At 41.1% G+C, this 22758-nt stretch carries 15 protein-coding genes; 10 read left to right on the top strand and 5 right to left on the bottom strand.

Annotated elements, in window-relative coordinates; all coding sequences use genetic code 11:
• Window positions 1-109 precede the first annotated feature (109 nt).
• The 6 genes from glgX (at window position 110) to F8S12_RS33690 (ending at window position 11909) form a co-directional block, all read left to right on the top strand.
• Window positions 110-2227 carry a glycogen debranching protein GlgX gene (glgX, locus tag F8S12_RS33715; RefSeq protein ID WP_196520613.1) on the top strand — a complete coding sequence of 706 codons (2118 nt, stop codon included), beginning with the start codon at window positions 110-112 and terminating at the stop codon, window positions 2225-2227.
• A gap of 420 nt (window positions 2228-2647) precedes the next feature.
• Window positions 2648-4819 (top strand): AGE family epimerase/isomerase, encoded by a 2172-nt coding sequence (locus F8S12_RS33710; RefSeq protein ID WP_196520612.1) that lies wholly within the window; start codon window positions 2648-2650, stop codon window positions 4817-4819.
• A 406-nt stretch (window positions 4820-5225) separates the two neighbouring features.
• On the top strand, window positions 5226-6887 hold the full coding sequence (locus F8S12_RS33705; RefSeq protein ID WP_196520611.1) for an FAD-dependent oxidoreductase: 1662 nt from the start codon (window positions 5226-5228) through the stop codon (window positions 6885-6887).
• A 20-nt stretch (window positions 6888-6907) separates the two neighbouring features.
• Window positions 6908-8302, top strand: coding sequence for an ATP-binding protein (locus F8S12_RS33700; RefSeq protein WP_196520610.1), 1395 nt, complete (start codon window positions 6908-6910; stop codon window positions 8300-8302).
• A 364-nt stretch (window positions 8303-8666) separates the two neighbouring features.
• Complete coding sequence (locus F8S12_RS33695; protein ID WP_196520609.1) at window positions 8667-10436, top strand: multicopper oxidase family protein; 1770 nt, start codon at window positions 8667-8669, stop codon at window positions 10434-10436.
• A gap of 339 nt (window positions 10437-10775) precedes the next feature.
• Window positions 10776-11909 (top strand): hypothetical protein, encoded by a 1134-nt coding sequence (locus F8S12_RS33690; RefSeq protein WP_196520608.1) that lies wholly within the window; start codon window positions 10776-10778, stop codon window positions 11907-11909.
• 55 nt (window positions 11910-11964) lie between these two features.
• Here the strand turns inward: F8S12_RS33690 and F8S12_RS33685 are convergent, their stop codons facing one another.
• On the bottom strand, window positions 11965-13410 hold the full coding sequence (locus F8S12_RS33685; RefSeq protein WP_196520607.1) for an FAD-binding domain-containing protein: 1446 nt from the start codon (window positions 13408-13410) through the stop codon (window positions 11965-11967).
• A gap of 224 nt (window positions 13411-13634) precedes the next feature.
• Window positions 13635-14177, bottom strand: a complete 543-nt coding sequence (locus F8S12_RS33680; RefSeq protein WP_196520606.1) for a Uma2 family endonuclease — start codon at window positions 14175-14177, stop codon at window positions 13635-13637.
• A 46-nt stretch (window positions 14178-14223) separates the two neighbouring features.
• On the opposite strand from F8S12_RS33680, the gene F8S12_RS33675 reads away from it, so the two are divergent.
• Window positions 14224-14859 carry a Uma2 family endonuclease gene (locus F8S12_RS33675; RefSeq protein ID WP_442946844.1) on the top strand — a complete coding sequence of 212 codons (636 nt, stop codon included), beginning with the start codon at window positions 14224-14226 and terminating at the stop codon, window positions 14857-14859.
• A gap of 33 nt (window positions 14860-14892) precedes the next feature.
• On the opposite strand, the gene F8S12_RS33670 is transcribed toward F8S12_RS33675, so the two are convergent.
• Complete coding sequence (locus F8S12_RS33670) at window positions 14893-17250, bottom strand: tetratricopeptide repeat protein (RefSeq protein ID WP_196520605.1); 2358 nt, start codon at window positions 17248-17250, stop codon at window positions 14893-14895.
• Between the two features lie 376 nt (window positions 17251-17626).
• On the opposite strand from F8S12_RS33670, the gene F8S12_RS33665 reads away from it, so the two are divergent.
• The 3 genes from F8S12_RS33665 to F8S12_RS33655 all read left to right on the top strand — a co-directional run bounded on the left by F8S12_RS33665 (window position 17627) and on the right by F8S12_RS33655 (window position 21120).
• Window positions 17627-17929, top strand: coding sequence for a hypothetical protein (locus F8S12_RS33665; RefSeq protein WP_230968456.1), 303 nt, complete (start codon window positions 17627-17629; stop codon window positions 17927-17929).
• A 617-nt stretch (window positions 17930-18546) separates the two neighbouring features.
• Entirely contained in the window at window positions 18547-18912 is a 366-nt protein-coding gene (locus F8S12_RS33660) for a hypothetical protein (protein ID WP_196520604.1), read from the top strand.
• A gap of 588 nt (window positions 18913-19500) precedes the next feature.
• The gene (locus tag F8S12_RS33655) at window positions 19501-21120 is read left to right on the top strand and encodes an FAD-binding oxidoreductase (RefSeq protein WP_196520603.1); all 1620 of its coding nucleotides are present in this window, start codon (window positions 19501-19503) and stop codon (window positions 21118-21120) included.
• Between the two features lie 143 nt (window positions 21121-21263).
• On the opposite strand, the gene F8S12_RS33650 is transcribed toward F8S12_RS33655, so the two are convergent.
• On the bottom strand, window positions 21264-21542 hold the full coding sequence (locus tag F8S12_RS33650; RefSeq protein WP_230968455.1) for a DUF1345 domain-containing protein: 279 nt from the start codon (window positions 21540-21542) through the stop codon (window positions 21264-21266).
• 8 nt (window positions 21543-21550) lie between these two features.
• The gene (locus tag F8S12_RS33645; RefSeq protein WP_196520602.1) at window positions 21551-22360 is read right to left on the bottom strand and encodes an SDR family NAD(P)-dependent oxidoreductase; all 810 of its coding nucleotides are present in this window, start codon (window positions 22358-22360) and stop codon (window positions 21551-21553) included.
• Window positions 22361-22758: the final 398 nt, after the last annotated feature.

Here is a 22758-nt window from a genome sequence, read left to right as displayed (position 1 = left end):
GCAGTCTGGTTGGATTGTTTGCAACTACGTTAACCCTAATAGCCAATTAAGTCTTGCGGAATTGTTCAGTTAATTATCAATTAACGCTCCAGATGAGAACAAAGACAAAATGATTACAACACAACTTCAATATCAAGCTGAAATAACAACAAACTACCAAGTAGAATTGGGACGTACATATCCTTTAGGTGCCAAGCCCGACAAACATGGAGTCAACTTTTCAATCTTTTCTGAACATGCCACATCTGTCGAATTGTTGTTGTTTGAGACACCTAATGACTCAGAACCCATAGAAATCATTCAGTTAGACCCAAAGCTCAACAAAACGTTCTTCTTGTGGCATATCTATATCAGAGGTTTAAAAGCTGGTGCTGCTTATGCTTATCGCATTGATGGCCCTCAAGATTTACATGGAAAAGGACACCGTTTTAACAAAAATAAAGTACTGATTGATCCTTACTCAAAGGGAAACAGTACTGCGCTATGGAAGCGCACTGATGCTTTAGGGTCGAAAGATAACTTGGCTACTTCAATGCGTAGTGTAGTCATAGACATATCAGATTATGACTGGGAAGGCGATCGCCCCATTAACCGACCCATGAATGAAACCATTATTTATGAGTTACACGTTCGTGGATTTACTAAATCACCTTCTTCTGGTTGCAAAAATCCTGGTACTTTTTCTGGAGTTATCGAAAAGATTCCTTATCTGCAAGAATTAGGGATCACATCTGTTGAATTGTTACCAGTATTTGACTTTGATGAAACGGAAGTTCTTCGAGAAGTCAACGGTAAGCAACTGAAAGATTATTGGGGATATAATCCACACAGCTTTTTTGCCCCAGAAACTTCATATTGTGCTTCTCCCAGTGAGAAAAACCCAATTACAGAGTTTCGGGATATGGTAAAAGCCTTGCATAAAGCAGGAATTGAGGTCATCTTAGATGTAGTCTTTAACCACACTGGTGAAGGAAACCATGAAGGCCCAACTATTAACTTTAAAGGGTTCTTTAATAGTATATTCTATCACCTTGTGCCGTTTGACAAACAGTACTACATGGATTACTCAGGGTGTGGGAACACAATTAACTGCAACCATCCCTTAGTCCAGAAGTTAATTGTTGATTGCCTAGAGTTTTGGGTGCAAGAGATGCACGTTGATGGCTTCCGGTTTGATGAAGCCTCTATCTTATCCCGTGACCAAAACGGAAACCCGATGGTTCATCCGCCTGTAGTTTGGCAAATTGAAACATCGGAAGTCCTTGCGGAGACAAAAATTATTGCTGAAGCATGGGATGCTGCTGGATTGTATCAGATTGGCTACTTTCCAGGATATCGTTGGGCGGAATGGAACGGACGCTTCCGAGATGACATTCGACGCTTTATCAAGGGAGATTCAGGACTTGTAGGCGCAGTTGCTAGGCGTCTTTCTGGAAGTGCTGATCTTTACCAAGCAAGCGGACACTTACCAATTAACAGCGTTAACTTTATTACCTGCCACGATGGGTTTACTCTCAATGACTTAGTTTCTTACAACAACAAGCACAATGAAGCCAATGGCGAGGGCAGTCGGGATGGAATAAATGACAATTTGAGTTGGAATTGTGGTGCTGAAGGAGAAACTAATAATTCCGAAATTGATGCTTTGCGGCGGCGACAAATTAAGAATTTTACAGCTATTCTTTTCCTGTCTCAGGGTGTGCCGATGATTACATCTGGTGATGAAATTAGACGTACTCAAAATGGCAATAACAATGCTTACTGCCAAGATAACGAAATCAGCTGGTTTGATTGGAATCTTGTGGAGAAGAATGCAGATATATACAGGTTTTTCAAACTGATAATTGATTTCCGTAAATGCTATTGCCATGACGCATTACACCGCCGCCACTTCTTCAACGGCGAAGTTAATGAGCGAGGTTTGGCAGACATTTCTTGGCATGGCTTACATTTGTTTAGACCAGCTTGGAACGAGGCTCATGGCAGAATTCTTGCTTTTACATTAGCAGGCTTTAAAGGAGCATCAGATATTCACATCATGCTCAATATGTACTGGGATACTCTAAAATTTGAAATTCCTCCTCTTGCAGCTAGGAAATGGTACAAAGTCATGGATACTGCTCAACCTTCTCCGATGGATATTGTGGAATCGGGGCAAGAGACTTTAATTCCAGAGGATTTCTGCTTAGTTCAAGGTCGTAGCATCGTTGTTCTCATTTCCAAATAGTTTGGCAGTTAATGTGTTTTGTACTAGGGATAGAAAAATCCCATAACTAAAGTTAGCAGTATCCAATCAGAGCACCTTTTTTTCAGTTTTAGGACTTACGCAAAAATCGCCGAAAAGCTTAATTTATCGAACTGCCAAGACGCCTTCTCTACGAGAAGAATCGTAGAGTGTGCGTAAGTCCTAAATTTATTAGTCCCCTAAAAATCTCCTTGATTTTCCATCATTAAATTGAGGAGCTTATATTATACCTCTTGCATAAATAATTTTTTGTCTCACGCAAAGGCGCAAAGAAAAAAGCGAAAAGAAGGACTTTTGCAAGAGGTCTATTCAATATCCTTCAAGGCTAGTTCTTTCGCCTACACCCTGACACTTGCCCCGAAAGGCTTTGGTCATCGACATTACATTTTAGGAGACAATTCAATGAATACAGTGACTTTCCCATTCTCAGATTTAATCGCTGGGTATGTTACAAACTTTAATTCTCAAAATGGAGCTTTTGGGACATTCAATCTTAAAACGACCGATGGAAGGGAGTTTGAAGTAGCCCTGTCTGATACGACCTATGCTGAACTAGTCCGAAATTTGGGTGAACCTTATTACGATTGCACTCTTCAAATGAGAGCAATGTTGGTTTCAGATCGCTACCTTTACGTGTACGGGACTTTTTATCCTGAGGATAGTCAGCATAAGTTTGAAGCTAAACATATTGTATTCCTTGGCAAAACTGAAAGTGAGTATGCATTTGAAAAGCAGGATTGGTGGGTCAATCAAGTACGGAGCCTTGCCAATTTTTACTTAAAAATGCAGTTTGAAGATGGGGAAATCGACTATCGGAAATATCGCACTAATTTAGGTTTGGTTGGTGCGAAAGAAATAAGCAATCGTCAAGAAACCGACACGATTTCGCGTTTAGTTTACGGTTTTGCTACAGCCTACCTAATGACTGGAGATGACCGTTACTTAGAAGCTGCGGAAAAAGGCACTGAATATTTGCGCGATCACATGCGTTTTCTGGATGAGGGTGAAGGAATTTGCTATTGGTATCACGCAATCGACGTTAAACCAGACGGTAGAGAGCAAAAAATATTTTCCTCAGAATTTGGGGATGACTACGACGCAATACCAGCTTATGAACAGATTTATGCACTAGCTGGTTTGACTCAGACTTATCGGGTGACGGGCGACCCAGGTATCATGAATGATATCGAATTGACTATGAATCTGTTCAAAAACTATTTTCTAGACAAAACAGACAAAGGCGGATTTTTCTCACACATTGATCCGATTAATCTCAGTCCCTACAGTAGCACCTTGGGTCATAACCGGGCGAAAAAGAATTGGAACTCAGTAGGTGATCATGCCCCAGCATACTTAATCAATCTTTGGCTGGCGAGTGGTAAGAATGAATATGCTGATTTACTTGAGTATACCTTTGACGCAATTGAAAAGCATTTTCCAGATTACGACTCTAGTCCGTTTGTTCAAGAACGTTTTCATGAAGATTGGAGTCATGATACAACATGGGGATGGCAACAGAACCGGGCAGTTGTGGGTCACAATCTCAAAATTGCTTGGAATCTAATGCGGATGCACCACCTAAAACCAAAAGAGAAGTATGTTGCCTTGGCTGAAAAAATTGCAGACATCATGCCCGCTGTTGGCAGCGACCAACAGCGGGGAGGGTGGTACGATGTTGTAGAGCGCATTTTAGAACCAAACCAAAAGACACACCGATTTGTTTGGCATGATCGCAAAGCATGGTGGCAGCAGGAACAGGCCATACTAGCCTACCTGATCCTCGCTGGCTCACTTGAAAATTCTCAGTACCAAAAACTAGCGCGGGAATCAGCAGCTTTTTATAATGCTTGGTTCCTCGATTACGCCGATGGGGGTATCTACTTCAATGTTTTGGCTAATGGAGTTCCCTACTTGCTAGGAACTGAAAGGGGCAAGGGTAGTCACTCCATGAGCGGTTACCACTCGTTTGAACTGGCGTACTTGTCTTGTGTTTATACTAATCTATTGCTTACTAAAAAGCCGATGGATCTGTATTTCAAGCCAAAACAAGGAGGTTTCAAAGATAATATTTTACGAGTTCAGCCCGATATTTTACCACCTGGCAGTGTACACATTGGCGAAGTTTGGATTAATGGGCAGCCTTATTCTGACTTTGATGCCCAAAACCTGACAGTCAAACTACCATTAACTCAGGACGAACTAAAAGTTAGAGTTAGACTTCTTCCCGCTCAAGTATTTTTCAATGCAACTTTGTTAGAATTAACCGGAGGTGTTGCTAAAATATCTTTAAGTGGTTTACTTGATGCCAATGCTTTGGGACTACTTGAGGAAGAATTGCAGAAAGCAACAGCCCAGTCAATCAAACGCTTAGTCTTGCTGTTAGACGATTTGAAATGTATTAGCGCAGCTGGTCTACGATATCTCATTTTCACCAAGCAAAAGTTGGGTAGCAATATTGATATTTATGTGGTTGGCGCACCTGAAAATGTATTAGATTTCTTGAAGAAAGGCGCATTTTGCGAGGGTGTTACTGTTTTAGAGCATTATGACAGTGTTGAACTGGCCCTCGTGTAGGTAAGGGCAACAACTTCTTTAACTTGTCACTAATACCAATTTTAGATGAAGCACACAGCTTCATAATTCCTCAAAGCCTTGCATACTAAGCTTTTATCTATCGTAGAATGTGTATCTTTAAATGAAATTGGTATAACCTTCTTTCCTTACTCTCGAATCAATCAACGTGAGTTTCAGGATACAGCCAATGAAGATTTAAGGCTTTACCCTAAAGTGATGGATAAGGTTTATGTAGCAGGGCTTTTAGGAAATTCATATTTTGTGCTTTTGACCTATGTAGCTTGTGTTTTAGCGCTAGTTAGAGACTCACACATAACACTTGTGAAGAGACTGAATACACACCGACTATAGAAAAGAATCGTGTCGTTTGCTGGATGTTGCTTCAAGCAGCATTTTTAAGGAACTTATGGCTAAACCTGTAATACTGACATTAGATGATGACTTGGAAGTTTTGCAAGCGATTGAGCATGACTTACGCAGTGAGTATGGCGCTCGCTTCCGGGTAATGCGAGCCAGCTCGGCTAAGACGGCTCTGGAGGTGCTGCAAAAGTTAAAATTACGTAACGAGTCAACAGCCCTGTTTCTTGTCGACCAGCGAATGCCACAAATGACCGGTGTGGAATTCCTAGAACAGGCAATGGAAATTTTTCCCATGACCAAACGCGTCTTACTCACAGCATATGCAGACACTAACGCGGCTATCCATGCTATCAACAAGGCAAAGATTGATTACTACCTCTTGAAACCTTGGAGCCCTCCTCAAGAACGTTTATATCCGATGCTTAACGATTTGCTTGAGGTTTGGCAAGCTTCTTTCCGTCCACCTTTTGAGGGTGTTCGCGTTGTTGGTTGCCGTTGGTCACCGAGATTGCATCAAGTCAAAGATTTTTTAGCCCGCAATCATATTCCCTATCAGTGGTTAAACATTGAATTAGATGAGGCCCATTCCCTTGTTAAATACGCTATTAGCTCTGATACTAAACGCCAGCCGATACTCCTCTTCCCCGACGGTTCAAATCTTGTAGAGCCTACAAATATCCAAATTGCTGAGAAGATGGGGTTAAAAACACGCCCCAAAATGCCGTTTTACGACTTAATTATTGTGGGTGCTGGCCCTGCTGGTTTGGCAGCAGCAGTTTATGGGGCATCTGAAGGACTTCGCACAGTGTTAATTGAACGAGAGGCTCCAGGAGGACAGGCTGGTACTAGTTCCCGGATTGAGAATTATCTTGGCTTTCCGGGTGGTATTCATGGCGGAGATCTAGCTAAACGTGCTGTCACACAAGCTCAAAAGTTTGGAACAGAAATTCTTTCGCCACAAGAAGTCACCGACATTCGTCTGGATAATCAATATCGATTTATCACTTTAGCAGACAATTCGCAACTCAGCACACATACATTGATTATTGCAACTGGTGTATCCTATCGCAAGTTCAATGTGCCTGGAAGTGAAAAATTGACAGGTGCAGGTGTGTACTATGGAGCTGCAATGACCGAAGCAGTTACTTGTAAAGGTGAAGAGGTATTTATTGTGGGTGCGGGTAACTCGGCTGGACAGGCAGCTGTATATCTTTCTAAATATGCACACTCTGTTACTCTTGTAGTCCGGGGAGACTCGCTCAAGAAAAGTATGTCTCAGTATTTGATTGAGCAGATTGAGGAGATTAATAATATTTACGTCAAGCTATCGACCGAGGTTACTGAATTTTTTGGGCAAGACAGGCTGGAAGCAATAACCCTTTTGAATTCAATAACTGGTGAAGTCGAAACTATTCCCACTAATGCCCTGTTTAGCTTTATTGGTGCAAAGCCGCGTACCGATTGGTTGCAAGGTGTTGTCGAGCGTGATGAAAATGGCTTTATTCTCACTGGAGATAATACGATGCGAAACGGGATGTCACCGAAAGGATGGACATTAGAGCGTGATCCTTATTTTCTTGAGACTAGCGTGCCGGGTATTTTTGCTATCGGTGATGTGCGTTGTCACTCAGTTAAACGGGTCGCTTCGGCGGTGGGCGAAGGCGCGATCGCAGTTCAATTAATCCACCAATATCTTGCATCTTTATAGCGATATTCCACTTAATCACCATGCTTGATAAATTGCGTAAAATATCGGTTTTTGAGCACTTAAATGAAAATGAACTTAAGTGCTTTCTCAACGGTACTGAGTTATGGCTGGATTCAGGAGATATATTGTTTCACCAAGGAGATACTGTAGAGTACTTCTATGTAGTATTTGACGGAGCAATCCAGCTTTCACGAGAGATTGGTAATCAAAACATCGTATTAGCTACATACGGTACTGGTACATTCTTTGGTGAAGTACCTCTCCTTGCAGGTACAGTTCACCTTGCAAGCGGGCAAGTAGTGCGTAGAAGTCATCTGTATTGTCTACACGAAAATGATTTTTGGCAAATGATTACTATTTGCCCAACGGTTAGAAAAATTGTTCTTGGTCATATGGCTTCTCGAATGCAAGAGTTGCAGTTGTTATCTCAGCAACACGAAAAGCTCGTTGCCTTGGGTACTTTGTCTGCTGGTCTTGCTCATGAATTAAATAATCCAGTATCAGCAGCACATAGGGCTGCTAGTCAGTTGCAGGATACAGTTAAGTCGTTGGATGCTGTTACTATCAAATTTATTGAGCAATATCTCCCACCAACTCAAGTAAAACACCTCTTAACGTTCAGGCAAGATGCTATTGAACATACTGCATATGCTGCTACACAAAACCCTCACGATCCCTTGATTCAGATTGATTGGGAAGATGAATTAACGCATTGGTTAGAGTTACACAATGTTAGGGATGCTTGGAAAATTGCTCCTGTCCTTGTGGCTGCTGGGTTAAACAATGAAAAGTTAGAAGCAATTAGCGAGTATTTAACAGCTGATACGTTTAGTGATGTGCTAATTTGGCTCGAAGCAACGCTGTCTATAACCGGACTGTTGAAGGTACTAGAGCAAGGTACTACTCGTGTTTCAGAAATAGTCAAGGCTATTAAAGACTACTCCTACATGGATCGGGCTTCGCTATTGAAGATAGATGTACATGAAGGTTTGGAAAATACCTTGACGATTTTGCGCTACAAGCTGAGAAAGCACAATATTGTGGTGACACGCGAGTATGAAAAAAGTCTCCCGTGTATTGAAGCTCATGGAAGTGCATTAAATCAAGTGTGGACTAATCTTATTGATAATGCGATCGATGCTTTAGGTGAACAAGGCAATATTTGGGTACGTACTTCCAAAGACAAAGATTATATTATTGTTGAGATTGTAGACAATGGACCGGGCATTCCCTCTAAGATTCAATCTCGAATTTTTGAGCCGTTTTTTACAACTAAGGAGGCGGGTGCAGGTACAGGGCTAGGTCTGGAAATTTCCTATCGAATTGTAGTGACTCAGCATAACGGAGACATTCGCTGCTTTTCTAAACCTGGTCAGACACGCTTTCAAATTCGTTTGCCTATCAATCATTCGTAGCCATTACCCTTGTAGCTGTAGTTTCTACTGTGCAAGTCGTTCAGGATGTGTATCAGAGTCGTTCCACTATCCGCTTGGCCGATCCAGAAATTTAGTTTCACCCTGACGACTCTGATGATTTTTGACCCGCTTGGACTGAAACGTCCTCTAAAATTTTCCTTAACGTGAGGATATTATCTGGTCAAAAATTTTTTGAAAGTGAAAACTATACTTAAATCTAACTCAATAGGCCACCTCAGGATTACCTAGATTGTACTGGCTAAAGCTTGGCGAAGTCTTCATCCTGATAGAAGATACCAAGCTCCAAAGCGCATTTTATGCAAACGTCTTCTAAACCAATCCATGTAAACTTGTTTTATAACTTATGTCTACTTACAAAAAAAAGGTGGCACTCTTAACAAGAAGGCAGTTCATCTTGGCAAGTGCAGGGGGGGGAGCAGCATTTCTTGGTGGTGCAATGTTTAAAGCAAATAGAACTTATGCGAACTACCCTGTACAGATAACAAAGTTTACCGAGCCTTTACCCACCCCGTTCGCCAGTCCGCCACCCAGCACTTTGACGATTGCCCGGAGTTCGCACTCGTTCCACAGCAACTTAGGGGCAGGTCCCACATTGGCTTATGGTGGTTTATCAATTCTGGGTCCAACTATTGAAGCTACAAGAGGCACACCCCTTAGCCTCAACGTGGTTAACAATATCGTTGGGAACCATCCGTTCTTGGAAGCAGTTGACACGGGTATAAATGGCACTCTAGAGTCTGATAAGAATAATCCGCGGGTATCGTTGCATCTGCATGGTAGCAACGCTGAAGCCAAAAGTGACGGATACCCAATGGACACGTTTACGTCAGGGCAGAATTACCTGTACAACTTCAACAACAATCAGGAAGCAGCTACCCTGTGGTATCACGATCATGCGATGGGAATTACTGGTTTAAATGTCTTGGCTGGTCTAGCAGGGTTTTACCTAATCAGGGACATTGACGATCCCGTGGGTGGCAATGGGCCACTTGGTCTGCCAGCTGGAGATCCTTATGAAATACCTCTGGTAATACAAGACCGTTCTTTCAACACCGATGGCTCGGTGTCTCACCCCAAACAGCCCCCCTGGTTGATAGAGTATGTTGTTGACGTTGCTACTGTAAACGGAAAGGCGTGGCCGAACCTCAATGTAGACCGTACCTTGTACCGATTCCGAATTGTCAATGGCTCAAGTGCCCGGACTTACAACCTCAAGCTGTCGTCGAAGCAGCCAATCATTCAAATTGGCACTGACCAGGGTATGCTAAACGCCCCGGTGTATTTGTCTCGTCTGTTGATCTCTCCTGGCGAGCGAGCTGATGTGCTGATCGATTTCTCTAGTAGTCTGCCGGGAGACAAGATCATCTTGGAAAATGACGCTATTTCACCATATCCATCTGGCAGGGCTAACTTAATCATATTTAATCCCCAACTGCCCGAAATCATGCAATTCACAGTGAACGCAGGTGCTGCTGCCCCCAAGCCAGTTCCCAAGAGACTGCGACTGTACAAACCACTTATAAAGCCGATAGCTGTTAAACCGATACGGCAAAGGTTTCTGACACTGGTGGAGATTGCAGGATCAGCCGGGCCGATTGTGTTGCTGCTTAACTATCTCTATTGGGATGAGCCACTTAAAAACCCGGAACTGATGGAGCGGCCGAAGGTGGATACCGTGGAGCAGTGGAACATCATCAATCTTCAGCCTGTTTCTCACCCAATGCACTTGCATCTAGTCCCATTCCAGATCCTTAATCGACAAAAAATTAATCCAGCAAAGTATCTAAAAGCATACTTTGCTAACGGACCTCGTACAGTCATCAGCAAGCATGGAATAAGTTTAACTGGATCGACGGTGCCAGGTGGCTATCCACCACCTGATCCCACCCCCTTTGCGATCGGTCCGGCAAGACCACCGGCGCCCAATGAGGCCGGATGGAAGGATACAGTGCTAGCCAACCCATATGAGGTAACCCGTCTGATCGTTCCGTTTGGAGCTCAAGCAGCAGAGAATCTCCCCTTCGGCAACTCGTTCGTTGGAACCTACGTCTGGCACTGCCATATGCTTGGACATGAGGACAATGAAATGATGTTGCCCTATGAGGTTGTTTGAAAAGTGTTTCGCTAGATCCCCCCTAACCTTCCTTAAAAAGAGGGGGGGAACCGGAATCAAAGTCTCCCAATTTACCGGGAGATTTAGAGGGATCTAAAATTTTTGATACCGACAAGAGGACTTTTCAAACATCCTCTAAGAGTATTGCATACTTCTTTATTGGGCTGTTTTGGCAAAACCTAGACTACCTATATTTTTGACGAAGTATTGACTATTTCATTTTTTCATCAATATCTTTATCCAGCAAGGGTTTCATAAATTACGTGCGCTTGCCCTGGTATAAGCAGGTAAGCAGGAAAACACTTATGCGATCGAATGTAATTTTCCAAGGTAAATATCATGAAATTACTCTCCACGCTAGCTATTAGTAGTTATTCAATTTCGCTCAGTTTTCTCGTTATAGCTCCACCTGTTCATGCGGCATCTGAAAGCGAGACTAATAACTCTTTTGCTACCACAAACGTTCTGTCATCTGGCATTAGTAGTGTAGAGGGGCAACTAAAGAATGAGAACGCTGACTTTTATACATTCTCAGGTTTTGATATCGGAAACTTATTTAATGTAGAGGTAAATTCACAGTCATTCGATCCACTTCTAGGACAGTTGGATAATTTTGGTAATATTTTAGCAATCAACGATGACCAATCTGACAATAATGTTCAACCCATACTAACCGGAAGGATACCCGCAACTGGCAACCTGAACTTGGCCGTGTCTGGCTTAAGAGACATTAACCTTATAGGTGATCACTTTGAATCTGGTTCATACACATTATCATTAAAAACATTTCCTTTTCCCAGTTCCTCTACTAATGCAACACTCATAAACGGTGGTTTTGAAACTGGCAATTTTACTGGATGGACAACATTAGGTTCTACCAGTATTGAAACCACAACATTTGGCAGTGGTCCAACCCAAGGAACTTCGCAAGCTTTGTTGTCAACTGGGGGTGCCACATTTGATGATTCAATTATAGAACAATTGCTGGGATTAGAAGCTGGAAGTCTGAATGATCTTGGTGAGGGACAAGTTACTAAAGGCTCCACTATTCAACAAACATTTACAGGTCAAGCTGGAGATATTTTGAGTTTCGATTGGAATTTTCTGACCAATGAGGTATTACCACCAGTTCCTTTTTCAGATTTCTCCTTTGTTTCAATCACTCCCTCTTCAGATGGCTCAATCAGTTCCTTATTAGAACTGGGTGATGTGAGCGAGGCTGCATCGGCAACTTCCTTGACAGAGTTTTTTGAAGAAACTGGCTTTCAAACTTTTTCCTTCAAGTTGCCGAATACAGGAACATATAGTTTGGGAGTTGGAGTTATTAATGTAGGAGATAGCATTTTTGATTCTGGACTATTGGTTGATAATATTAAACTCACGTCTGTCCCAGAACCTACTCCTGTGTTAGGTTTATTAAAATTTAGTGCTTTATTTATCTTAGGATTCTGGAGGAAACTCTACTCTAAATAACTAAAGAGTGCAATCAAATCTGCAAATCCTTTAAACTGTACAAAAACTGACAATTTTACTCAGCACTACTGATGTTTTTTTGCTGTTGATAACGCTGTTTAAACTGCTGTTGCTGTATTTTATGATCCACAATTGCTTCAGGATAGCCAACAGCATGACGTTCTAAAGGTGGAATTTTACCAGTAACTAAATATTCTGTATCTACAGACCGCAATTCTGAGACCCATTGCCGGATATATTCCCCTTCTGGATCAAATTTTTGTGTTTGACTGGCTGGGTTGAAAATCCGCACGGGTTTAGGGTCCATACCGCTAGAAGCACTCCATTGCCAACCGCCATTATTGGCAGATAAATCACCGTCAATTAGCTTTTGCATAAAGTATTTTTCTCCCAATTGGGGATTAATTAGCAAGTCTTTGGTGAGGAAACTGGCGACAATCATTCGACAGCGGTTGTGCATCCAGCCGCTTTCATTCATCTGGCGCATTGCTGCATCCACGATGGGATAGCCTGTTTTCCCCTCACACCAAGCTTGGAAGTGTTTTTCGTTAGTTTCCCAAGGAAAGTTTTTGAAGATGTCGCGGAAAGCACCATCAGCTAATTCGGGGAAGTTATACATTGCGTGTTGATAAAATTCCCGCCAAGCTAATTCCTGTTGCCATGTGCGGATAGCGGTGGCAGCTTCCTCACTGCGGCTATTTTCTTGCGCTTCTATGGTGGCTTGCCAAACGGTGCGAATGCCAATTACCCCAAATTTCAAAGCTGCACTCAGTTGCGATGTGCCATTTACTGCTGGAAAATTTCGCTGTTCTTGGTATTCGGTAATAGCTTTAGTAGTAAATTCCTCTAGCCGTTCTTGCGCCGCCGCTTCTCCCGGTGGAATAATTAATTCTCCATCCCAAATAAATCCTAAATCTTTGGCTGAAGGTAGTGTCAAGGCTCCTGCAAGTTTTGCAATTTCCTGTTCCGTTTCCGTTAACCCTTCAACATCTTGCAGAGTTTCTACTGGTTGACTCTTCGGTTTGGTAATCCAATTTTTCCAGAAGGGTGTGTAAACTGTGTAACGACTGTTACCACCCGTGCGGATCTCCTCTGGGGAGTTGAGGATCTGATCCCAGTTTTTATTAAGAAACTCAATGTTTTTTTCTTTGAGGACATTTATAATGATGCGATCGCGTTCTTGCGAATAAGGCTCTACATCCCAATTCCAAAAAACAGCTTTGGCATTTATTGCCTCTGCTAAAGCTGGTATCGCTTGTACAGGATTGGCGTGGAGTATTAATAACTGGCTGCCAACTTTAGCATATCGCTCTTGGAGTTTCTGCAAACAGCCAATCATATAAGTTACTCTCACAGGAGCAACATCATCCCGTTCCAGAATATGCCGATCAAGGCAAAACACGCCCACCACTTTCGGACTCTGCCGTTTTGCCGCAGCTAGTCCCGTATTATCAGAAATGCGTAAATCACGCCGATGCCAAAACAGAATTAAGTCAGACATTCCATACTGTATATAGTTCACCCGTACTAGCTTAGATGCTAGTAGTACTAATGAGCATCATTCTGGCGATAAATTTCTTCGGGGAGTGAGGAGTAAATTAACAGGGTCTTGCTAGGAAATTAAACCCCGGTTTATCAATCGGGAATAGTGGCTTTTTAGTTCAAAATTTCAGTATAGTCTTCTTTTAAACCCCTATTTTTAAATATGGGTTTCCCTTTACTATCCTAGTCAAATTCTGGAGGCCACAAATCTATAATTGGTACTTCCCATCCTGGGAGCAGTTCGGGAACTGTTAAAACATCGCCATCACGAAGTATTATTGCCTCTTGTCCAAAGTTGTAAACTTCAACAATCCGCTCATCTGGATTGAGCAAAATTCCTACCTTAGTTCCTAAACTCAAAAATTCTTTAATCTTGGCTCTTAGATCCTCTAAATTATCGCTAGGAGACTTCACCTCTACAGTCAAATCGGGAGCCAATTGAGCAAAAGACTTGGGACTGCGACGCAAGCGTTCGGCTAAAACAAATGAGGCGTCCGGTGCGCGCAAATCTGAATTTGGCAACCTGAAACCAGCGCTAGAAGCTGCTGTTCGTCCCAGTTTGCGCGGTCTAACCCAGTTACGTAATTGGGCTACCATTTCTGCTGCGACTTCATCTGATTCGTATCCTGATGGACTCATGACAATAATATTACCCTTGACTAATTCCATGCGAAAGTCGGGATGCTGTTGCTGCATTTTTTCCAAGTCTTCAAGCGTTAGGGACATAAAACCTCTGTAGGAGCGATCGCTTTATTTTGCCTAGAATTACTATATGGTAATACTTATAGACCTCTCCAGGAGCGATCGCCCCATGAATTTCCCAGTCATCACCAAATCTGTCATTCCAAAGACTTCCTATGTTTTGCTGTATAACGTCAGTTGGGATCAACTAGAAAAGCTAGACGTAGACTTAGAAGGTACAAGTGCGCGACTAACTTATTTAGATGGAATTTTAGAAATTATGTCTCCACTTTCCGATGACCATGAAGATGCTAAAAGTATTACAAGTCTTTTATTGGAGGCATATTTAAGAGAAAAGAAAATCCGTTTCTACGTTAGAGGAAGTGCTACACTCGGCAAACGCAAAGATGGTACGCGACGAGAACCAGATGAGTCTTATAACTTTGGAACTAAAAAACCGATTCCAGATTTGATTATTGAAATTATTGTCACCAGTGGCGGAATTAATAAGTTGGAGATATACAAACGTCTGAAAGTTCCAGAAGTCTGGTTTTGGGAAGATGGGTTACTTTCGGTATATTGTTTACGAGACGAGGAATATCAAAAAGTATCCCAAAGTTCTTTTTTCCCAGACTTAGATATAGAATTGCTGGCGCAGTATTCACGCATGGCTGATCAGTTTGATGCAGTCAATGAGTTTAGCCAGGTGATTCGAGAACATGGATAACAATTCAAAATTCAAAAGATTGAATAGTATCGCTTATGTTTCAAAATACCCCATTGCTGTTTTTACTTTCTCAACTTGCCTGGGTGCTTGCATTTCGTTAAAAAGTGCGATCGCCTGAATAAAATTTTTCCTGCTCATGTTGATTTCATCCATTTTTTGATAAGTCAATGCCCTTTGATAGTAAGCTTCAGCTAAGTCTGATTTAGCACCTATTTTATCAAGAATTTCTATTGCTTCTAAATGATGAAAAAGCGCTCTGTCAAATTCTCCCTCTTCTCCAAAAAGCGCAGCCAGACAACTTATAGCTTTAGCCTTAATCTGAGTAAAGTTGTTTTCTTCAGAATGAGATATAGCTCTTTTGCACAACTCAAATGATTTTTTAAGATTACCTAAATTTTTATAAGTTAAACAAAGCTGTACTAAGCTATGCCCTATTCCCCATAAAGTCACTCTATTTGATGATGACAGTGCAGAAAAAGCTTCTTTAGCAACATGAAAAGCATATTCTGTACTGCCAGAACATGATTTAATTAAAGCTAGACAGCATTGAGCATAAGTCATGTAATCATCAAGATTGGTATTTTCTTCAGCAAGGCTACAAACAGAATTGAAACAATTTTCGGCTGCTTCTATTTCCCATAATTCAAGTTTGCAAAGCCCTGTATTAAACAAAATAGAGATTTTCGTTGGCTTTTTATCTAACTTGTCTAATATTTCTTCTGATTTATCATAGCATTCTATAGCTTCTCTAATACACCCGATAATTCGATATGTATACCCAAGAATATTGTAAAGTTCAATTAGTCTTTCTTGCGATTTTATATCGTCTATTAACCGTTTAATTACAGAGAAATTTTTCTGGAGCAGTCCAAGTTGATAAAACGAACAACCCAAAGGCAACCCTATACTCCACTGTTTACCTCGTCCTTGCAAAATTACATCACCAGCTTGCTCAAAATCCTTAATTTCTACATAGTGATAATAAGCTTCTAAAGCGGTTAAGGCATCTGTGATATCTTTGACGACTTCAACCTGTTGTGTCCAAAATTGTGCGGCTTTTCGGTTGACTAATTCCCATTCTTCAACGACTAACCTTAACCTAGCGATCGCTTCATCACGAATTACCGGATGCAACCAGTACTGTCCTTTTTTCGCTTCTATCAAAGACAAATCTTGTAGAGCTTTAATTACACGTTTAGATTGTTGTTCTGGAACATCCCAAAGCAAGCATAAAACTCCCTCAACGGGTATAGAAGAAATATCTTGATAACGATAGCATCCTAAACGACATAAGAGACGATAGGCTTCTATGTCATTTTCTTGGAGACGGGTAAATTGACTAGTGACTAAATTTTTTAACTCTCTTTCTATTAATAAATTTGTACAGTTTTCCTGCCAATAGACATGGATATCACCGTGAAAATCTGTCAGTATTGCTCCTCTGAGAATTTGCATTGCTTTGGCATTACCTCCATAAGCTCTGCACATTTCACTGAGAATAGTAGAATCACAATTAATGTGGCTGCGGCTAAAAAACTGTCGCCACGCCTCATCATCTAAACCTTCTAGTGGGTAAAGATGAAGCTCTACACTAGACTCACGTAAGCGTTCACGACTTGTTATTAAAGTAACTGAATGCACATCTGCATCTGCTAATACTCTTAATAGCTCAACGTAAGGGCGGCGATATTCAAGGAACTTGCCATTTTTATCGAGAGCAGTTTCTAAATTGTCGATAAATACCCCAATTTTGGGAGTTTGCTGTCGTAGTTTCCGCCGTAGTCGTTCTAAGTTGATACCAAAGTCGCGCCCTGGTTCTTCGTTAAAATCTCGCCGCAACCATTCTTCAACCACACTCTCTACTGGAGTAATGTTTTGGATTTCTGTGGCCATCCACAGTTCTAGAAGAAAATTAAATTTTTTAGTTTTAAAATACTTACGTGCTAGGGTGGTTTTACCAACACCGCCTTCACCCTGGATAAGAATAACTTTTGCTCCCCCTCTGACGAGGGTGTGGAGTTCGGCTATTTGGCGATCGCGCCCTAGAAAGTTAGAATCTATATCTTGGGGTTTAGCGCCATTATTCGCTAAATTTGGAATATGGGAAACTTTTTGCGACTGTTGAGTTGTCCAAAATCCCTGAACCACGCCTTGGAAGGTTGATTTTGAGACTTTCTCTCCTAGCACATCTGATAATAGATGCCAAAGCCCTGCACCAACTGCTTTTAAATGCGCTTCTGTATAACCACGGCTATTGGCGATATCTTGGTAAGTCCGTTTTTCATCTTCCCACAAATGACGCAAGATAATCCTTTGAGTTTTATCTAGGTGTTCTCTCTTCTTGAGAAAAACCAAGTTATCTACAAACTCTAAGGCTTCTTCTGCACCCATTTGTTAACTTGATGTATCCTTTTTACTGCATTATAACCATATTTTTACTACTTTTTCCTACTCGTCATACTACAAACTACTTTTTCCTACCGGGTAGGAAACTTACTTTATCGGACTGCAAAGGATTAGAGAGTGTATTACTCTTGTAATTAATACAGGTGAAGTTAAGTTAAGCGCCAAGAAAAGGTGGTTGAGGAGAGATTTTACCAGCGTTACTACTGCAAGTTTAGTAAATCACAAATGTTATTTATTCCCTTTCCATATTAATGACTCATGAAAGTGGTCTCTATTAAACAGGCAGTAAATATTAACTAACTAGATTCTGTAGAGCGTATTTACAACCAAATATGTAAGTCTTTCCTATACAGGAGGTTCAATGATGTTAGACAAAGATCGTCATCATGATTGCAATCAGAATGCTAAAAATTCAGCTACTTTCGGGAGTGAAATTATGGATACAAATCAGGATACGCTTCTATTCCGTTTTGCCTCTAAGTCCCTGAAATATTTCTTGTTGGTGCTGTTTGGGATTGCGATCGCCTACGTTTTATCAAGTGGTTTGGGTATCTTACAAATCATACCCATATTGTTGTACATTTTACAACAGTTTTTGCTTCCACTGGGAATTATTCTGTTGTGTTTAATTACAACAGTAGTAATTATTGAATCCCTGCGTTAAGAATCGAGGGAGTAGGGATGCGATTAATCGCATCCCTACAGAAATTATAGCGGTGGGATGATGTTCAGTGTAATAATTTCTTTCGAGCTAGCGTCATGTCCCTCTAAACAAGGATTTTATCCATAAATCTGGTTGGCGCTACTCAAAGCTGTCATTTACACTCAGATTTTAGCGATGATGAGGATGAACATTTAATTTCCTGAAAGTCATATCTGATTGCGGTCTTGGTGCATTCTACTCTTATTCAGGCTCGTCAATATTTAGATGCCGTTCGTCCTACTCTTAGACTTATTCGTGCAACAACGCCAGTAAAAATATAAATTTATTTTTAATTCGCATAATTTATGAATTTATCCTTGACAACTCTAGTAAGTTACCCGTAAGTAGTACTGAAACTAAAACATACGTGCTATTCCAAAAGCAATGAATAAAGTGTTTTAGCAGCTGTTTTACTTTGCTTATAGTAATACAGTCTAGGCAACATAGAATAGCTTTTGGACAAAATTATTATGATTGTGGTTTGCTCAATTCACTTTTGTTTTGGACAAAGTTTGGCAAGCGCGTATGTCCTTGGTTGGTACTTGCACCTTTAACTTTATTTACCTGTTAACCTTGGGATGCTGTTTGATGACGCAGAAGAACGGGACGAACTACGCGAGATTGCCAAAGTTAAAGATACTTTCGCCAATATGACTGATCTGACAAGCAATCGTCATTTTCTCACCAGAGAAGAGTTATATGGTTGGTTGACTGAAGCAGGTTTCGTTAACATTAGGGGTGAAAAATCTTTTAATTACAACATTAACTCTTCAATCGTTGCCCAACAATATTTTTCGGACAAGGAAAGAATCAGAGGGGATCTTGAACATCAAGCTGCTCAAGTAAGAGCACGTAAGATGAGATTGAACGGGCGCATTCATTTTGACCATGATACTAGTTTAATGCTATGTCCAGGAGAAATTACGATTGCCCAAAAGCCCTGACTTAATCAACAGAATTAATCAGATTCAGTCTAAAACCCCTGACTCTCTTCTTGTGAAATAGTTTATTCCAAAGAATCTGTTCTTGAGCAGGGGGAATGAATAGAAAGAGTTATTGTTCAATAATTCTTTCTATTCACTATCCACCTAAGAACCTGACTTTTCACGTTATGTGGATAAGTCCACGAAAACCTAACCCCCTAACCCCCTTCCCGACACGGGAAGGGGGAAAATTCAAAGTCTCTCTCCTAAAAGGAGAGAGATTTAGAGAGAGGTTCTTCAGATACCGTGAAAAGTCAGCCTAAGAACAGCTTCTTTCATTCTTCAAAGTACTAATTAGACAGTCTGGGTCTAAGATGAGGTTTTAAAAGTCCTATTGTAGGTATCAACACTTTCTAGATCCTCCTAAATCCACGCCACTTGCTACAAGTCGCGAAACCGCAAAGGCGCAGTGGCTCCCCTTTTTAATGGAGTTGGGGGATCTCTTATGCGTAAGTCCTAATCCTCTAAAACAAAAATAACGATTACTGTAAGTTTCACACAGTATATAGAAGAACTTAAAGCCATGAAATACAGGAAGGAAGATAAGATATGGAAAACTTGGTAGATACACTTAAGGCGTATGGAGATATCTTGGGTTCAGAGAATGTCATAGTCGATGAAGCATCAATCTTTGCTGCACAAACTGCAACATTCGCTACTACTCAGAAGGTTCTCGCCATTATTCGACCGGGCAATTGTGCTGAAGTACAAGAATGTGTAAGAATTGCCAATCAATATAAGATACCAATTTACCCTGTTAGCAAAGGAAAAAACTGGGGGTATGGGTCAAAAGTTCCAACTCAAGATGGCTGTGTGATTATGGAGTTGGGTAGACTAAATCGAATTGTTGATTATAATGAGAAGTTGGCTTATGTGACTGTAGAGCCTGGTGTCACACAAGGCCAATTGTTCGAGTTTTTGCAAAAGAAGAAATCAAATTTAATGATGTCTGTAACTGGCAGCGTCGCCGATTCCAGCTTAGTGGGAAATACCTTAGAAAGGGGGATTGCTAAAGGGCCTTATGGAGACAGGTTTGCTCACGTCTGTGGACTTGAAGTTGTCTTACCAACAGGAGAATGTATTCACACTGGATTCGAGCGCTTTCCAAATGCCAAAGCCGGTAAGGTTAACCGTTGGGGAATAGGGCCTTATTTCGATGGCATATTTACTCAGTCCAACCTTGGTATTGTTACCCAAATGACAATGTGGTTACTTCCACGTCCCCAATATTTCCAATCTTTTTTCTATTCTCTTAAGGATGATTCTGCTTTTGAAGAATTTATAGATACACTACAAAGTTTGAAGTTTCAGGGACTATTAAGAAACAGTTTTGTCATATTTAATGACTATAGAATGCTATCAACTAAACAGCAGTATCCTTGGAAAGAAACTGATGGAGAAACACCCCTTTCAGAAGATTTAATGCAGACATTGAGAAAGACATGGGGTGGTGGTTTATGGATTGGCGAGGGAGCTTTGTATTCTGCTAGCAGACAACAGGGTGGAATAGAACGAAAGTTGATTAAACGAGCATTGAAAAAAACAGTTAATAAAATTATTTTTTTTGACGATCGCAAAGCAAGAATAGCCGAAATAATTCGACCAATCTATAAATGGATAACTGGAATTGACTTGAGAGACATCATGGATTTTTTCTATAACAAAAATCTCCAGCGCGGCATTCCAACGGACAAAGTTATTTCTATGACCTACTGGAGAAAGCGAGAGCCTGTGCCGTCAAATATGGACCCGGACAGAGATCGCTGTGGGCTTATCTGGTTGGCTCCAAGCGTACCTTTTGATGGACAGCATGTGAGAGCAGCTTTGAAAATTATTGAAGAAACTGCAAAGCTACATCAGTTTGAGCCAAATATAGGACTGCAATGCGTAACAGAAAGAAGTATCGATATGACTGTAGCCATTGTTTACGACAGAGATGTGGTAGGAGAAGATGAACGTGCGATCGCATGTCAGGATGAGATGATGCAGAAGTTGATGTTAGAGGGTTATATTCCATATCGCTTAAGTACTTCGACGATGAATTCTTTACCACCCGTAAAAGATGACTATGGAAAATTACTACAAGATTTGAAGCAGGCTTTAGACCCAAACAATATACTTGCTCCTGGCAGATACGATTTTCGCAAAGAATGGCCTGAAAGCCTTTAATTCAAGACGTATCATAGTTAAAGCTTGCACTAAGAAAAGCCTGGAAAAACCAGGCTTTTCTTAGTGGATATCGTAGTTTTTTTTAGTGTCTGACGAATAGTGTCATGGGAAGTTTATTTCGTTCTGTTGCCATGAAATAATTTTTAGATTAACGAGGCAATAATATTAATACTCATAGCCAGAATGGTGGTATTGAAAAAGAAGGATAATATACTATGTAGCAATGTCAAGCGCCTCATCTCGCGTGATGTCGTCTCCACATCTGAAACTTGGCTAGTCATGCCAATTACAAATGAATAATATAAAAATTCCCAGTAGTCTGGATAGTCGTTATGAGGAAAATCTAAACCTCCGGTGATTTCTTCACTATTATTACGACTAATATATTTGTAATAGCTGTGTGCATATTGCACTGCAAACATCGTATGCACTAGTAACCAGGAACCGATGATGACATTGCTTTCAAAGTTTGCTGCAAATAGTTTCGTGCATTGGCAAACAGTCGTGTTTTAGTATCATCTGGTTGCACAACAACTACATCCACGCCGAATGGTGCGAGTTCATAGCGCATTGCATCAGACATTGCCTCTAATGCAAATTTGTTCGCGCAGTAAGAGCCAAGCAGTGGAAAGACCACGCGCCCGGCTCCGCTAGTGATTTGCACAATCAAGCCATCTTGCTGGATACGCATATAGGGAAGCACTTCGCGCCCAATTCGTGATGCACCCATAACGTTTGTGTCAAAGGTCATCTGCCACGCAGTTGCAGGCAATAGCTCAACTGGCAACGGCAGCATAATTCCAGCATTGTTGATCACCACATCAAATCGATTCCCGTTGATTTTGGCGGCAGCTTGAATGCCTTCACGAACAGACTGGTCGCTGGTGATATCAATTTCAACCACATGCAAATCTAAATTTTCATTTTTGGCAATACTACGCAATTCAGACGCTGCTCTGGCGTTTTTGGTCTGAAGATTTCGTATTGAAGCAATTGTCTGGTATCCAGAGCGGGCAAAAACAAGTGCTGTTGCCCGACCAATTCCAGAACTACAGCCTGTAATCAAAACAGATTTTTTGGTTGTGTTGCCTTGAGCGTAGGCGTAGCCCGCCGCAGGCATCGCTGGGTTAACTATATCTGTAATCTGAGATAAAGCTTGCTTAACTCCTGGAGTTGTAACTGCCAACGCTGAACTTGTTGCCAGCATTCCGAAGATGAGGTTACGACGTGTTGTATCCATAACTTGATTTCAGACCTTAACTACTCTAATAACTAGAGTAGAAGTTAATCGAGAAATTTCTGAGTCATCTCGAATACAATTTCTTGACACTTTCCTGCCTAAAGGCGCTACCGTGTACACACAAGTCGAATTTCTTCTTAAATCCCAAAGATTACCTACTTAATCGCAGTGATGGTTAGGGTGGGGTAAAACTAAAGCTAAAACCTTAGTAAATCAGGTTTCAGGTAAGGTTTTGAGAATTTATGCAATAAATATATTGAATTCGGGTGGTCGTTTATTGAATTTGGGTGGTCGTTTATTGAATTCGGGTGGTCGTTTATTGAATTCGGGTGGTCGTTTATTGAATTCGGGTGGTCGTTTATTGAATTCGGGTGGTCGTTTATTGAATTCGGGTGGTC

It is taken from the genome of Nostoc sp. WHI, from assembly GCF_015714725.1.
Lineage (GTDB): Bacteria > Cyanobacteriota > Cyanobacteriia > Cyanobacteriales > Nostocaceae > Nostoc.
The sequence above is the reverse complement of the archived record's forward strand: the minus strand, read 5'-3'. Positions and strand labels throughout refer to the sequence as shown.